13 protein-coding genes are annotated in these 14,645 nt (G+C 61.2%); 7 read left to right on the top strand and 6 right to left on the bottom strand.

Annotation, left to right across the window (positions count from 1 at the left end; translation table 11 throughout):
- Nucleotides 1-36: 36 nt before the first annotated feature.
- Entirely contained in the window at nt 37-1,671 is a 1,635-nt protein-coding gene (locus VX159_RS09255) for a methyl-accepting chemotaxis protein (protein ID WP_371322604.1), read from the bottom strand.
- Nucleotides 1,672-1,890: 219 nt separating this feature from the next.
- On the opposite strand from VX159_RS09255, the gene clpB reads away from it, so the two are divergent.
- Nucleotides 1,891-4,479: an ATP-dependent chaperone ClpB gene (gene clpB, locus VX159_RS09250; protein WP_371322603.1), complete on the top strand. Its 2,589-nt coding sequence runs from the start codon at nt 1,891-1,893 to the stop codon at nt 4,477-4,479.
- A 113-nt stretch (nt 4,480-4,592) separates the two neighbouring features.
- Here the strand turns inward: clpB and VX159_RS09245 are convergent, their stop codons facing one another.
- The gene (locus VX159_RS09245; RefSeq protein ID WP_371322602.1) at nt 4,593-4,892 is read right to left on the bottom strand and encodes a DUF2502 domain-containing protein; all 300 of its coding nucleotides are present in this window, start codon (nt 4,890-4,892) and stop codon (nt 4,593-4,595) included.
- 72 nt (nt 4,893-4,964) lie between these two features.
- On the opposite strand from VX159_RS09245, the gene VX159_RS09240 reads away from it, so the two are divergent.
- A complete protein-coding gene (locus tag VX159_RS09240; protein ID WP_371322601.1) occupies nt 4,965-5,777 on the top strand; it encodes a DUF1684 domain-containing protein in 813 nt (270 codons plus the stop codon).
- 76 nt (nt 5,778-5,853) lie between these two features.
- Nucleotides 5,854-6,273 (top strand): DUF4395 family protein, encoded by a 420-nt coding sequence (locus tag VX159_RS09235; protein ID WP_371322600.1) that lies wholly within the window; start codon nt 5,854-5,856, stop codon nt 6,271-6,273.
- A gap of 72 nt (nt 6,274-6,345) precedes the next feature.
- Here VX159_RS09235 and VX159_RS09230 read toward each other — a convergent pair whose 3' ends face one another.
- On the bottom strand, nt 6,346-7,476 hold the full coding sequence (locus VX159_RS09230) for an aminotransferase class V-fold PLP-dependent enzyme (protein WP_371322599.1): 1,131 nt from the start codon (nt 7,474-7,476) through the stop codon (nt 6,346-6,348).
- Between the two features lie 127 nt (nt 7,477-7,603).
- Here VX159_RS09230 and VX159_RS09225 point away from each other — a divergent pair, with 127 nt between their 5' ends.
- The 3 genes from VX159_RS09225 (at nt 7,604) to VX159_RS09215 (ending at nt 9,459) form a co-directional block, all read left to right on the top strand.
- Nucleotides 7,604-8,890, top strand: a complete 1,287-nt coding sequence (locus VX159_RS09225) for a Glu/Leu/Phe/Val dehydrogenase (RefSeq protein ID WP_371322598.1) — start codon at nt 7,604-7,606, stop codon at nt 8,888-8,890.
- A gap of 73 nt (nt 8,891-8,963) precedes the next feature.
- Nucleotides 8,964-9,197 carry a DUF3567 family protein gene (locus VX159_RS09220; RefSeq protein WP_371322597.1) on the top strand — a complete coding sequence of 78 codons (234 nt, stop codon included), beginning with the start codon at nt 8,964-8,966 and terminating at the stop codon, nt 9,195-9,197.
- Between the two features lie 52 nt (nt 9,198-9,249).
- Nucleotides 9,250-9,459, top strand: a complete 210-nt coding sequence (locus tag VX159_RS09215; RefSeq protein ID WP_371322596.1) for a DUF3460 family protein — start codon at nt 9,250-9,252, stop codon at nt 9,457-9,459.
- 245 nt (nt 9,460-9,704) lie between these two features.
- On the opposite strand, the gene VX159_RS09210 is transcribed toward VX159_RS09215, so the two are convergent.
- Together VX159_RS09210 and VX159_RS09205 are read right to left on the bottom strand one after the other, a co-directional pair.
- Nucleotides 9,705-12,422, bottom strand: a complete 2,718-nt coding sequence (locus VX159_RS09210) for a GNAT family N-acetyltransferase (RefSeq protein WP_371322595.1) — start codon at nt 12,420-12,422, stop codon at nt 9,705-9,707.
- 140 nt (nt 12,423-12,562) lie between these two features.
- A complete protein-coding gene (locus VX159_RS09205) occupies nt 12,563-12,973 on the bottom strand; it encodes an OsmC family protein (protein WP_371322594.1) in 411 nt (136 codons plus the stop codon).
- A gap of 19 nt (nt 12,974-12,992) precedes the next feature.
- Between VX159_RS09205 and VX159_RS09200 the strand changes: the two genes are divergently transcribed.
- Nucleotides 12,993-13,541: a class I SAM-dependent methyltransferase gene (locus VX159_RS09200; protein ID WP_371322593.1), complete on the top strand. Its 549-nt coding sequence runs from the start codon at nt 12,993-12,995 to the stop codon at nt 13,539-13,541.
- Nucleotides 13,542-13,597: 56 nt separating this feature from the next.
- On the opposite strand, the gene mnmH is transcribed toward VX159_RS09200, so the two are convergent.
- Complete coding sequence (gene mnmH, locus VX159_RS09195; protein ID WP_371322592.1) at nt 13,598-14,644, bottom strand: tRNA 2-selenouridine(34) synthase MnmH; 1,047 nt, start codon at nt 14,642-14,644, stop codon at nt 13,598-13,600.
- Nucleotide 14,645: the final 1 nt, after the last annotated feature.

Below are 14,645 nucleotides of genomic sequence, written 5' to 3'. Positions count from 1 at the left end.
GCCGGCAATAGCCGGCCTGGCGGAGCAGCAGGGCTTTCAGGTGCGGAATTGCGAGACCGCCTGGTGCAGGGAAGCCGACAAGGTGTGCAGGTCGCGTGCGGCGTTGGCGGTATTGCGTACTGCGGTAGCACTTTCTTCCGACATCTGGGCAATTGTTTCCAGTTGCTGGGCAATCTGGTTGCCGGCAGCACTCTGTTCGGCGATTGAATCGGAGATGCTGGTCACCATCTGGGTCACGCGCTGGGCGCCGTCGCGGATGCGGGTGATCGATTCGCCTGCCTGATTGGCCAGTTCGACACCGCTGCCGACCTGGTCAACTCCTGATTGCATGCTGCTGACCGCACTGCGGGTGCCGCTCTGGATCTTGTTGACCATCTCGGCAATCTCGGTGGTCGACAGGCCGGTACGTTCGGCCAGCTTGCGTACCTCGTCGGCGACGACGGCAAAGCCACGGCCCTGTTCGCCGGCGCGTGCCGCTTCAATCGCAGCGTTGAGGGCGAGCAGGTTGGTTTGATCGGCGATTTCCTTGATCGTGTTGACGATCGAGGTGATCTGGTCTGACTGGTGGCCGAGGTCTTCGACAATGCTCGACGAAGACTGAACTGCCTGGGAAATCTTGCGCATTTCGTTGGCTGCATTGTGGATCACGGCGGCGCCTTCTTCCGACAGCGAGCCGGCCTCGCGCGACAGGGCATGCGCTTCATTGGCGTTGTCGCGGACCACGTCAATGCTGACTGCCATCTGCTCGACGGCGGCAGCCATTGAGGCTGCTGCGTCGCTCTGGTGGCGGGCGCGGTCGGCGACCTGTTCGGAAGCACGCAGCAATTCGTCGGCCGAACCGGCGACCTGCTTGGCATTGGCAGTGATGGTCGAGATCATGTGGCGCAGGGTTTCCTGCATCGTGCGGATGTTGCCGAGCAGGCTGTCGCGGTCGTTCGGATCGCCATCGACCGGGGTGGCGAGGTCGCCGGCGGCAATCCGGCGGGTGACGGCCGAGGCAACTTCAGGGTCGCCACCAAGCGTCCGGATGATGTTGCGCGAGACCAGCAGCAGCGAGATCGAAATGAAACCGCCGATGGCCAGCCCCCAGAGCAGCAGCTTGATCGCATCGGCACGGAACTTTTCATCTACATCGTCGATGTAGATGCCGGTGCCGATGACCCAGCCCCAGGGTTCAAAACCCTTGACATAGGACAGTTTGGGAACCGGATTTTCCGAGCCCGGCTTGGGCCAGACGTAGTCAACGAAGCCGGCTCCCTGCGATTTGACCACCTTGTTGAACTCGGCAAACAGGAACTTGCCGTTCTTGTCCTTCAGTTGGTCGAGTTTCTTGCCGTCAAGTTCCGGCTTGATCGGATGCATGACCATCAGGTCGGTGAGGTCGTTGATCCAGAAGTATTCGGTCTTGTCGTAGCGCAGCGGGCGCAGGGCTTCCTTCGCGGCTTTCTTTGCATCCTCGACCGAAAGGCTGCCGTTTTTCGCCAGTTGCTCATAGTGGCCAATCGTGCTGTGGGCCACCTCAACCAGGTTTCTGACCTTGTCCTGACGATCTTCCATCATCAGGTTTCTTTCGTTGATCAGCAGCACCGCGAAAAGCGCCACCAGAGCAACGATGGTGGCAAGGGTCATTGCGGTCAGTTTGCCGCGCAAGCTCATTTTCTGCATTGCCATGATTGCTCTCCTCCCCCCTGGGTGAATACTGGCGTATTTCTTCGACGTCATCACCTTGTCTATTACTAAAGTAATGCGTAAACAATTTTATCATTTTTGTCTGGTTGTTTAACTAGTTCTTATGGAGGGTGGCGGGCTGATTTTTACGGTCGACGCTTGAAAAACCACAAAACTGCCTTACTTGATGATTTATCGGAACTATTCATGGAGGCCTGCGCAATGCGACTGGACAAACTTACGACCAAATTTCAGCAAGCTCTGGCCGATGCGCAGAGCTTGGCCATCGGTAACGACCAGCAGTTCATCGAGCCGCAGCATCTGCTGCTGGCCCTGCTCAACCAGGACGACGGCGGCACGGTATCGCTGCTTGGCCGGGCCGGGGTCAATGTACCGGCATTGCGTCGCGATCTCGAACAGGGGTTAGGCCGTCTGCCCAAGGTTGAAGGGCACGGTGGCGAGGTCAGTATCGGTCGCGATTTGGGCAACCTGCTCAACCTGACCGACAAGGAGGCGCAGAAGCGTGGCGACCAGTTCATCGCCAGCGAGATGTTCCTGCTCGCCGTTTGCGACGACAAGGGGGAAACCGGCCGCCTGGCCAAGCAGGCTGGACTGCAGAAGAAGGCGCTGGAAGCGGCAATTCTCGCGGTGCGTGGTGGCCAGGGGGTGAATTCGCAGGAGGCCGAAGCGCAGCGCGAGTCGCTGAAGAAATTCTGTATCGACCTGACCGAACGCGCGGCGCAAGGCAAGCTCGACCCGGTGATCGGCCGCGACGACGAAATCCGGCGCGCGATCCAGATTCTGCAGCGTCGTTCCAAGAACAACCCGGTGCTGATCGGCGAGCCGGGGGTGGGCAAGACTGCCATCGTCGAAGGCCTGGCCCAGCGCATTGTCAATGACGAGGTGCCGGAAACGCTCAAGGGCAAGAAGGTGCTGGTGCTCGACATGGCCGGCCTGCTCGCCGGCGCCAAGTATCGCGGCGAATTCGAGGAGCGGCTGAAGGCAGTTCTGAAAGAGGTTGCCCAGGAAGAGGGCCGGATCATCCTCTTCATCGACGAAATCCACACCATGGTCGGCGCCGGCAAGGCCGAGGGTGCGATTGACGCTGGCAACATGCTCAAGCCGGCGCTGGCGCGCGGCGAACTGCACTGCATCGGCGCGACTACGCTCGACGAATACCGCAAATACATCGAGAAGGATGCCGCGCTTGAACGCCGCTTCCAGAAGGTGCTGGTTGATGAGCCCTCCGTCGAATCGACCATTGCCATCCTGCGCGGCCTGCAGGAACGTTACGAACTGCACCACGGGGTCGACATCACCGATCCGGCGATTGTCGCCGCCGCCGAACTGTCGCATCGCTACATCACCGACCGTTTCCTTCCCGACAAGGCGATCGACCTGATCGACGAAGCGGCGGCCCGGATCAAGATGGAAATCGACTCCAAGCCGGAGGTGATGGACAAGCTCGACCGCCGCATCATTCAGCTCAAGATCGAACGCGAAGCGGTCAAGAAGGAGAAGGACGAAGCCTCGCAGAAGCGGCTGGCCTTGATCGAGGAGGAAATCGCCCGCCTGACCAAGGAGTATTCCGATCTCGAAGAGGTCTGGAAGGCCGAGAAGTCGGCGGTACTGGGTTCGGCGCAGATCAAGGAAGAAATCGACCACGTGAAGGCCGAGATTGCCCGCCTGCAACGCGAAGGCAAACTCGACAAGGTGGCCGAACTGCAATACGGCAAACTGCCGCAACTGGAAGCGCAATTGAAGGCGGCAGACACGGTCGACGGTGCGACGAAGGCAAAAAACCAGCTGCTGCGCACCCAGGTCGGCGCTGAGGAAATCGCCGAGGTGGTCAGTCGCGCGACCGGTATCCCGGTCAGCAAGATGATGCAGGGCGAGCGCGACAAGCTGCTCAAGATGGAAGACAAACTGCATCACCGCGTAGTCGGGCAGGACGAGGCGGTGCGTCTGGTTGCCGATGCCATCCGCCGTTCGCGCGCCGGTCTGGCCGACCCGAACAAGCCCTACGGCTCCTTCCTTTTCCTTGGCCCGACCGGTGTCGGCAAGACCGAGTTGTGCAAGGCGCTGGCCGAGTTCCTGTTCGACTCCGAGGAGCACCTGATCCGCATCGACATGAGCGAGTTCATGGAGAAGCACTCGGTCGCCCGCCTGATCGGCGCGCCGCCGGGCTACGTCGGTTATGAGGAGGGCGGCTACCTGACCGAGGCCGTGCGTCGGAAGCCGTATAGCGTGATCCTCCTCGACGAGGTCGAGAAGGCGCACCCGGATGTCTTCAACGTGCTGCTGCAGGTGCTCGACGACGGGCGGATGACCGATGGTCAGGGGCGCACGGTCGACTTCAAAAATACCGTGATCGTGATGACTTCCAACCTGGGCAGCCAGATGATCCAGCAGATGCAGGGCGACGACTACGGTCTGATCAAGCTGGCGGTGATGGCCGAGGTCAAGACCTACTTCCGGCCCGAGTTCGTCAACCGCATCGACGAAGTGGTGGTCTTCCACAGCCTCGACGAGCAGCACATCGCCGGGATTGCCAAAATCCAGCTGGCCTATCTGGAAAAACGGCTGGCGCAGATGGAGATGGGCTTGGTGGTCGAAGAGTCGGCCTTGCTCGAACTGGCCAAGGCCGGCTTCGACCCGGTTTTCGGCGCCCGGCCGCTGAAGCGGGCGATCCAGCAGCAGATCGAAAACCCGCTGGCTCGGGCGATTCTCGAAGGCCGTTTTGCCGCCAAGGACACGATCCGCGTCAGTTGCGATCCGGCGCTCGGAGTGCTCGCATTCGCCAGGGGTTGAAGAAGAGCGGTCGAAAAAAACAGGCACCCGAGCGGGGGCCTGTTGTCTATCTGGTTTTTATCCGCTTTCTATGCGGCTGGCGCGATCGGACCGCGCCGGCTGGCTGGCGGGGTTCAGCAATTGCCTTTCTTGGCCTGGCCGGGCGGGCAGTGGCCGCCGCCCTGATGCGGCACGCCGGGGTTGCCGCGGCCGGTATAGTATTTCTCGCCACGCGGGCCGTTATGTTTCTTCCAGTAATCCGGATCGCGCCAGTCGTTGCCATCCCAGTAGTAGCCACGCTCATTGCGGCTGCCGAAGGTGACGGTGATGCCGGGAGCAGCAATTCGGACCTGGCCGAGATTGACGTTGATGTCGGTGGCCTGGCTGAACGCCGGTATCGCCAACAAAGTGGCTAAAAGCAAGGGAATTCGCATCTTCATATCTCCATTCTGGCCTGCAACGGCAGGCTCTGCAGTCTATAACGTCGCTCTCGCCAAAAGGTTAACATGCACTCATTGAATACCGAATTCGCTGCCGCGCTGGCCGCCTGGCAAGCAAACCGCCGGCAGGAACTGGCAACTGCGGAAAGCTGGCTGGGTATGGCCGGCTTGTTCTGGCTGGAGCCTGGACGGAATGTCCTGGGATCCGCCGCCGATTGTCCGCTGCGCCTGCCGGCGGGGCCGGCTTGTGCTGGCGAGGTGGTTTGGGAGCCAGAGCGGGATCTTCTGTTCTGGCAGGCTACCGATGGGGTCATGAAACCCCTGGTCACTGACCGCGATGGAGCGCCTACTACGGTCGACCTCGAAAATTGGTCCTTTTTCGTGGTCGACCGTGACCGACGCCTCGCCCTCCGCTTGCGTGACCGCGAGTGGGCGCAAAGCCGGCCATTTGCCGGCCTAGACTATTTTCCTCCAGCCCCGGAATGGCGGATTGAAGCCCGCTGGCTGGCTTTGCCCGAACCGGTACGGATCGAAGTGCCCAATGTGGCCGGCGAACTGCGCCCAGTCGAGATCGCTTGGCAGGCAGTATTTGTACATGCAGGCAGCGAGGTGTGCTTGCTGCCGATGAGTGTCGATGAAAATGAGGTCTTTTTCGTTTTTCGCGATCGCAGCAGCGGGCGCGAAAGCTATGGTGCCGGCCGTTTCCTCAAGGCAGTCCGGCCGGTGGGCGAGGTGATCACGCTGGATTTCAACCGTGCTTACAACCCGCCTTGCGCGTTTACCCCGTTTGCCACCTGCCCATTGCCACCGCCGGAAAACTGGTTGCCGTTCGCAGTGCCGGCCGGCGAGTTGAAATACTGCGGGGCGGTGGCGCATTGACACCTTGCAGCAGTACCTTGATTTGAAAATAATAAAATGCTAATATATGGTATCGCTGATTGATTGGAGGACCCGCATGCTGCGCTTCGATATTGCTCCGGTATGTTCCAATGCTTACCGTTTTCAGGCCGCGATGAGTTTTACCATCGCCGCCATCTACCTGTTTACTCCCTACCGCTGGGTCGCATTCCTGCTGGCTTTCGGTGGCTTGATCCGGGGGTTTGTCTCGCCGCATCGCTGCCTGTCTTACCGCCTGTTTGCCGGCTTCAGCGAAAAGCTCGGCTGGAAGAAATTGCAGAACGCCGGTTCGAAGATGTTTGCCGACAAGGTGGTGATGCTGGCTGGCAGCGTGATGGCGGTGAGTTGGCTGCTCGACTCCGAGATCGGGATGATTCCGGCTGTAGCGATTCTCGTCTTTGCCCTGATTGATCTGGTGACCGGTTTTTGTGCCGCTTGCTGGGCTTATGGCCTGTGGTACCGGGTCAAGGGAGCCTGAAATTCGATTTCTGGCAAAAAAGGGCGGCCTGGCGGTCGCCCTTTTTTTGTGTCGGCCGGAGTGCCGTGGCACTCAGGCGAGGGCTTGGTCAATCGCCCGTGCCAGGCTGGCAACGGTACGTTCCGGGTTGTGCAGTTTTTCCAGTCCGAACAGACCGATCCGGAAACTGCGGAAGTCGGGGCCTTCATCGCATTGCAGCGGCACGCCGGCAGCCGTCTGGACGCCGACGCCGAGAAACTTGCGGGCATTCTGGATTTCCGGGTCACGCGTATAGCTGACGACCACGCCCGGAGCCTGGAAGCCTTCGGCGGCCACACTGGCAAAGCCTTTTCCAGCCAGCATTGCACGCACCTGTCGGCCAAGTTCCTGCTGTTCCTGGCAAACCCGGGCAAAGCCGTAAGCCTCGGTTTCCAGCATCACGTCGCGCAGCGCAGCCAGTGCATCGGTAGGCATGGTCGCGTGGTAGGCGTGTCCGCCCTGTTCGTAGCTTTCCATGATCTGCAGCCATTTCTTGAGATCGCAGGCGAAGCTGCTGCTGGTCGTGCTCTCGATCTGCTCGCGGGCGCGTTCGCCAAGCATCACCAGGGCGCAGCACGGTGAGCCGCTCCAGCCTTTTTGCGGGGCGCTGATCAGTACGTCAACCTGTTTCGCAGCCATATCCACCCAGACCGTACCGGAGGCAACGCAGTCGAGCACGAACAGGCCGCCGACTTCGCGGACTGCCTGACCGACCGCAAGCAGGTAGTCGTCGGGCAGGATCATTCCGGAGGCGGTTTCAACGTGGGGGGCAAAGACCAGTTCGGGCTTTTCACGCCGGATGGTGGCGACGACCTCAGCAAGCGGTGGCGGGGCAAACGGGGCTTCGGCGCCGTCGCCGATCCGGTGGGCCTTGAGCACCTGGGTGGCGGAGGGAATCCGGCCGGTGTCGAGAATCTGCGACCAGCGGAAGCTGAACCAGCCGTTACGGATGATCAGGCATTTCTTGTCGGTGGCGAACTGGCGGGCAACCGCTTCCATGCCGAAGGTGCCGCTGCCCGGGACGACGATGGCCGAGCGGGCGTTGTAAACTGCTTTGAGAATCCGCGAAATGTCCCGCATCACCCCCTGGAAGCGTTGCGACATGTGGTTGAGCGCACGGTCGGTATAGACCACGGAGTATTCAAGCAGTCCGAGTGGATCGGGTTGCGGAAGCAGTGCAGCCAAGTTGGTCTCCTCAAGGTAGGATCAGTGATGTTGTTCGGGAATCATGCCATGACCGGGGGTGGGTACGGAACCCGGTGACCGGCTTTTGGTCTGATCAGGCAAGGCTGATCGAATAGGGAGGCGCAACATGTTCAGCGACCGCAAACTGCCTTCGTATATATCCCGCGAAAACGTCGGGCCATGGCATATCTACCTGGAGCAGGTCGACCGGGTTGCGCCCTTGCTCGACAAGGCTTTGCAGCCCTGGGTCGAAACCCTGCGCCGGCCCAAGCGTTCGCTGATCGTCGATGTTCCGATCCGTCTCGACGATGGCCGGATCGAGCATTTCGAAGGCTATCGCGTGCATCACAACACCTCGCGCGGGCCGGGCAAGGGCGGGATTCGCTTTCATCAGGATGTGACCTTGTCGGAGGTGATGGCGCTGGCCGGCTGGATGACGATCAAGAATGCCGTGGTCAATGTGCCGTTTGGTGGTGCCAAAGGCGGCGTGCGGGTCGATCCGCGCCAGTTGTCGCAACCCGAACTGGAGCGCCTGACCCGCCGCTATACCAGCGAGATCGTGTCGATGATCGGCCCGGACAAGGATATTCCGGCCCCCGACATGAACACCAACGCCCAGGTGATGGCCTGGATCATGGATACCTATTCGATGGGCGAAGGGCGGACGGTGACCGGCGTCGTGACCGGCAAGCCGATTTCGCTCGGCGGATCGCTCGGCCGTCCGGATGCGACCGGGCGTGGTGTTTATGTGGTTGCCCGGGAGGTCGGCCAGCGCCTGGGCCTGCCGATCCCCGGCGCACGCGTTGCGGTGCAAGGCTTCGGCAATGTTGGCGAGGCAGCGGCGCGCATCTTTGCCGAGGCCGGGGCCAGTGTGATCGCGATTCAGGATGTCAGCGCCACGGTGTATGCCCCGGGAGGGCTCGATCTTGCAGCCTTGCGGCAGCATTTGCGCGCAACCGGTTCGCTGCAGGGAGCCCCGGGGTGCGAGACGATCGGGCGTGAGGAATTCTGGCGCCTCCCCTGTGATTTTCTCGTGCCGGCCGCGCTGGAGGCGCAGATCAATCAGTTCAATGCCGGTGAAATCAACGCCAGGGTGATCGTCGAGGGAGCCAATGGCCCAACCACCCCGGAAGCCGAGTCAATTCTTGCCGACAAGGGCGTGGTGGTGGTGCCGGATGTGATCGCCAATGCTGGTGGGGTGACTGTCAGCTACTTTGAATGGGTACAGGATTTTTCCAACTTTTTCTGGAGTGAGGACGAAATCAATCGCCGGCTGGAAAAAATCATGGCCGACGCCTTTGCCGCAATCTGGGTGCTGGCCGGGGAGCGCGGTTTGTCATTGCGCACGGCAGCATTCGTGATTGCTTGCAGCCGGGTACTGGAGGCACGGGCGATTCGCGGCTTGTATCCGTAAGCAGTTTCAGAAAGACGGCGAGGGTGCCGTAGAGATCGTTGCAGGAACGCTGGACCGACCAGGGAGGTGTGTGATGCGCATGATCTACAGCAGTGAGCATTTCTGGATTCTGTCCTACCCGGCGCAGCAGGGGGTGGAACTGTTCGACAGGGAAAGAAAGCGGCTGCTATTCCTGCAAGGAGCGGCAGCCTGGAGTTTTCGCTATGCGATGGAGCAGATTCCCGAAGCCGAACGCGATGAGGCGACCATTGATGCCTTTCTCGACGATTACTGCGACGACAAGGCACAGCCCATCGCGCTGCATTGACGTGCTAGAATCGCGGGCATTGTCTTCTACCTGCTTGAGGAAACCAGTCAAAATGGGCGACGTGAATACCAGCTATGTCTCCGACCACACCAAGTGGATGAACGAACTCCTGGAAAAGAACCCGGAATGGGTCGAGGATCAGAAGGCCGGTCGTGCCCTGTGGTGGGACAAGAAGCAGGATGTCGACACCACCGTGCGTAACGCTGCTTCCAAGGTGCCGCAAAAGTCGTATCCCTACGACGTCAATTTCTTCGGCGAATAAATTCGCCAGGGGACTGGGTGTCCCCTCTGCCCAGGCAGAACCCTAAGCCGGTCCGACGACCGGCTTTTTTCATTCCCGGGGTGTGGGGCTGATTGTTACCGCCAGCCACGGTCGACCGTGAAAACGACAGTTTTTGCGCCGGAGGCGAATTTTGCGGGCCAAAGATGTAGGCGCTCAGGGCGGTGGCAAAAGTGAAAAAGGGGCGTTGCCGCCCCTTTTGCCTGCTGCTTCCGCGAAACTGCCGTTTAGCCCGTCAGCGGCTTGACCACGCGCTTGACTGCGGTGTCTTCCGGGTGCGGGTGGATGGTGAAGCCGAGGCTGGTCATCAGGCGGAACATCTTGGTGTTGGTCGACAACACGTCGCCGACTACGGCGCGGTAGCCCTTCAAGCGGGCACAGTCGATCAGCGCCGTCATCAGCTTGCGGCCGACGCCGCACTTCTGCCAATCATCGCCGACCGCCAGCGCGAATTCGACCGATTCCCCATCCGGATTGAGCACGTAGCGGGCAACGCCGATCTGCAGTTCCGGCGGCTCGACGCCGTCGACGTTGTCCTCGATCTCGCGCGGCAGCGTCGCCACCAGCGCCATTTCGCGGTCGTAGTCGATCTGCGTGAAGCGGACCAGCATGGTCTGGGTCAGTTCGCGCAGGGTATCCATGAAGCGGTAGTAGCGCGACTCGTCGGACATGTTCTTGACGAAGTCCTGCTCCATTTCCGCGTCTTCCGGGCGGATCGGGCGGATGGTGACGGTCTTGCCGTCGTTCATCGTCCATTCCTGGATCAGGTGTACCGGGTAAGGGTAGATCGACATGTGCGCGTAGCGGTCACCCGACGCACCGGCGGTGTGGTCGATGACGATGCGGGCATCAGCCGCAATCGCACCGTTTTCATCGACGATCAGCGGGTTGAGGTCGAGTTCCTGAATCCACGGCAGTTCGCAAACCATTTCCGAAATGCAGAGCAGGACTTCCTTGATTGCTTCACGGTCGACCGGCGGCATGTTGTGGAACTGGCCGAGAATCTTCGATGCCCGGGTCGAGTCGATCAGGTCCTTGGCCAGGAATTTGTTCAGCGGCGGCAGCGCGACCGAGCGGTCGGAGAAGATTTCGACGTCGAAACCACCGGCGCCGAAGGTGATCACCGGCCCGAAGATCGGGTCGCGGAAGACGCCGATCATCAGTTCGCGGCCGTTCGGGCGCGACAGGAAGGGTTCGATCGAGACGCCGTTGATCTTGGCATCCGGACGGCGCTTCTGCACGGTATCGATGATGTCGTGATAGGCATTGCGGACGGCCGGGGCATTGACGATGTTGAGGCGGACGCCGCCGACGTCGGACTTGTGGGTCAGATCCGGTGAATCGACCTTCATTGCCACCGGGAAACCGATCTGCTCAGCGAGCAGCAGGGCTTCGGTCGCGGTGCGGGCAACCATGGTTTGCGCCACCGGCACCTTGAAGGCGCGCAGGATCGCCTTCGATTCCATTTCGGAGAGTACCTTGCGCCGTTCGGCGAGCAGCGCCTCGATCAGCATCTTGGCACCTTCGGTTTCCGGCCGGTCGTACTGGCGGGTCGGCTCCGGTGCCTGCAGCAGCAGCTTCTGGTTGCGGTAGTACTTGGAGATGTGGTGGAACAGCTCGATCGCGGTTTCCGGCATGCGGAAGGCGGGAATGCCATTGTCTTCGAGCAGCTTGCGGGCCTCGGCCACCTGTTCCTCGCCCATCCAGCAGCAGATCAGCGAGCGGTTGAGCTTGTCAGAGATTTCGAGGATCGCCTTGGCCACTTCCAGCGGTTCGGTCATCGCCTGCGGTGTCAGCATCACCAGGGTGCTATCGACGTTGGGATCCTGGGTCACCGCCATGATCGTTTCACGGTAGCGCTCCGGCGTGGCATCGCCGGCGATGTCGATCGGGTTGCTGTGCGACCAGGTGGTCGGCAAGGCCTTGTTCAACTTGGCCATGGTCTCGTCGGACAATTGCGCCAGCGGAATCCCGAAGTCGCCGGCGCGGTCGGCGGCCATTGCGCCCGGTCCGCCGCCGTTGGTGATGATCGCCAGACGGTTGCCCTGCGGGCGGAACTTGGAGGCGAGCGCCTTGGCGGCGTAGAACAGCTGGCCGACGTTCTGCACGCGAACAACACCGGCACGGCGCACGGCGGCGTCAAACACGGTGTCGGAAACGGCGGTCATCCCGGAGTGGGCCAGCGCGGCCTGCGAACCGGCTTCGTGGCGGCCGGCCTTGAGCAGGATGATCGGCTTGATGCGGGCGGCCGAACGCAGTGCGCTCATGAAGCGGCGGGCGTTGCGGATGCCCTCGACGTACATCAGGATGTAGTGGGTGCGGCTGTCGTAGATCAGATAGTCGAGAATCTCGCCGAAGTCGACGTCGGTGGTGACGCCCAGCGAAATCACCGACGAAAAACCGACCTGGTTGGCCTTGGCCCAGTCAAGTACCGCCGAGCACATCGCGCCCGATTGCGAAACCAGCGCCAGGTTGCCCGGGTTGGCGCTGACCTTGGCGAAGGTGGCGTTGAGGCCGAGGTCGGGGCGGATGATGCCGAGACAGTTGGGGCCGAGAATGCGGACGTTGTAGGAGCGGGCAATTTCCAGCACCTTGCGTTCGAGCGCAGCGCCGATGTGGCCGGATTCGGAGAAGCCGGCACTGATGATGATCACGTTGCGGACGCTGCTGCGGCCACATTGTTCGATGATCTGCGGCACGGTCTGCGGACGGGTGGCGATCACCGCCATTTCGACCCGGGCACCGATTTCCTCGATCGACTTGTAGGCCTTCTCGCCGAGGATGGTTTCGTGCTTGGGGTTGATCGGGTAGAGCCGACCTTTGTACCCCGAGTTCTTGATGTTCCGGAAAATGACGTTGCCGACCGAGTTCTCGCGTTCGGAGGCGCCGATCACAGCCACCGATTTGGGCTCGAAAAGCGCGGTGAGATAGTGCTGTTCCAACATGGTTTACCCCTGTTTAAGCCTGTTCCGGAAGAACTCCGGATTTGTCATTGTGCAGCGCAATATTCTGGCACAAGCGATTTCTGTTTTCCATGATTCAAGTAGGGGATTTCCCTTGTTTGGGCGGGAAAACGCGAAATTTTTTACGCAGCCAGTTCGGCTTCGAGCAGCAGGGGCTGCCCGAGGGCGCGGGCAATCGGACATTTGCCAGCGATTTCGAGCATCCGCTGTCGCTGCTCGGGGTTCAAGTCTCCGCGCAGGGTGATCTGGCGACGGATGCGATCACGCAGTTGTCCGTCAATCTCGATCCGGTCGTGCCGTAGCTCGACTTCCACCTGCTCCAGCGGCAGGTCCTTGCGCTCGGCGTACATCCGCAAGGTCATCGAGGTGCAGGCGCCGAGTGCGGCGAGCAGGTAATCGAAGGGGGCCGGGCCGGCATCCTCGCCGCCCATGCTCGCTGGCTCGTCGGCGAGCAACTGGTGCTGGCCGGCACATACTGTCTGCTGGTATCTTCCGCGTCCGTTTTCGCTGACGATGACTGAACTGGCTGCCATGGTTGACTCCTTGCATGAAATGAACGCGATCATACCGCCCTCGCCGTGGTTGCTGGCACATGCCGCGCAATTGCCCAGGCGCGGTTGCATCCTCGATCTGGCCTGCGGGCGGGGCCGGCATTTGCGCTGGTTGGCCGAATACCGGGCAGCAGCCGTGGCGAGCGAGGAATTGCGGTTTTTGGCAGTCGACCGTGATTCTGCCGCTTTGCAGTCGCTCGCCGGATTGCCGGGAGTATCGACCCGTTGCTGCGACCTGGAGGGCGAGAACTGGCCGCTGGCTGGAGAACGCTTTGCCGCAGTGATCGTCACCAATTATCTGTGGCGGCCGCGTTTCGATGCCTTGCTGGCACTGCTGGCGCCCGCCGGGGTGTTGGTGTACGAGACCTTCATGCAGGGGAATGCCGCCTATGGCAAGCCATCGCGTCCGGATTTTCTGCTTCAACCGGGCGAATTGCGGGCGCGCTGTGGTGCTGCCGGCTTGCAGGAAATCGCTTTTGCCGAGGGGTATGTCGAACAGCCCAGGCCGGCGGTGCGGCAGGCTATCGTGGCGCGTCGGGTGAGTGGGTGAAACAGCGGCTGATTTTTCTCTGTTTTCACGGTCGACCGTGAAAACAGAGAAAAATCTCAGCGGCTGGCGATCATTGCCGCCGCAATCCGGTCGATTCCCTGCGGGTCGAGACAGTCGCTGGCGAAACGGCTGGCTTGTTCGAGGCCGAGATAATTGTGGCCTTGCGAGCGGTGATAGAGCGGGTCGTAGTGCAGTTCCAGGAGTTCCTGGACCAATTGGCGCCAGTGGCCAGCAGCGACATAGCCCGACCAGCGTTGCAGATTTTCGTTGCTTTGCAGGCCTTGCAGTGCGTGCAGGCGGCGCAGCAGGAGTTCCTGGCGGCTGAGGAAGTAGTCGTAGTCAGCGAGCAGGAAATCCACCCGCGCCGGCAGGCAGGCGTCAATCTGCAGGCAGCGGCCGGCACGAATGCGCTGCATCAGCGCTTCCGGTACGTGCAGGTTGCCAACCTTGCGGCTCTCGGCTTCGACATACACCGGGCGACTCGGGTCGAAGCCTTGCAGGGCTTGCAGCAACTGGGTTTCAAACCATTTTTGCGGCGGTTGTGGCTGATCGGGCAGGATGCCGAGGACCGAGCCTTTATGGCTGGCCAGGGTTTCGAGATCGAGAATCTGTTCTCCGTGCGCCCCGATTGCCTGCAGGATGCGCGTTTTGCCGCTGCCGGTGGCGCCGCAGACAACGCGGAAATCGAGGCTGGCCGGCAGGCGTTCGAGTTCGTCGATCACGTGTCGCCGCCAGGCTTTGTAGCCGCCTTCCAGCTGGCCGGCGTTCCAGCCGATGCTGCGGAACACGGTGGTCATCGAGCCGCTGCGCATGCCGCCGCGCCAGCAGTAGATCAGGGGGCGCCAGTTTTTAGGCTGTTCGAGAAATAGCCCTTCGAGGTGGCGGGCGATATTGGCAGAAATCAGCGCCGCCCCGATTTTTTTGGCCTCGAAGGGCGAGACCTGCTTGTAGATGGTGCCGACGCGGGCGCGCTGTTCGTCGTCGAGGACCGGGCAGTTGATTGCGCCGGGGATGTGGTCTTCGGCAAATTCGGCCGGTGAGCGGACATCGATGACGCAGTCGTAAGCCGCCAGGTCGGCGACGGTGGGGAGCTTGTTCTTCATC

The sequence above is a fragment of the Dechloromonas sp. ZY10 genome (genome assembly GCF_041378895.1).
GTDB classification, from domain to species: domain Bacteria; phylum Pseudomonadota; class Gammaproteobacteria; order Burkholderiales; family Rhodocyclaceae; genus Azonexus; species Azonexus aquae.
The sequence above is the reverse complement of the archived record's forward strand: the minus strand, read 5'-3'. Positions and strand labels throughout refer to the sequence as shown.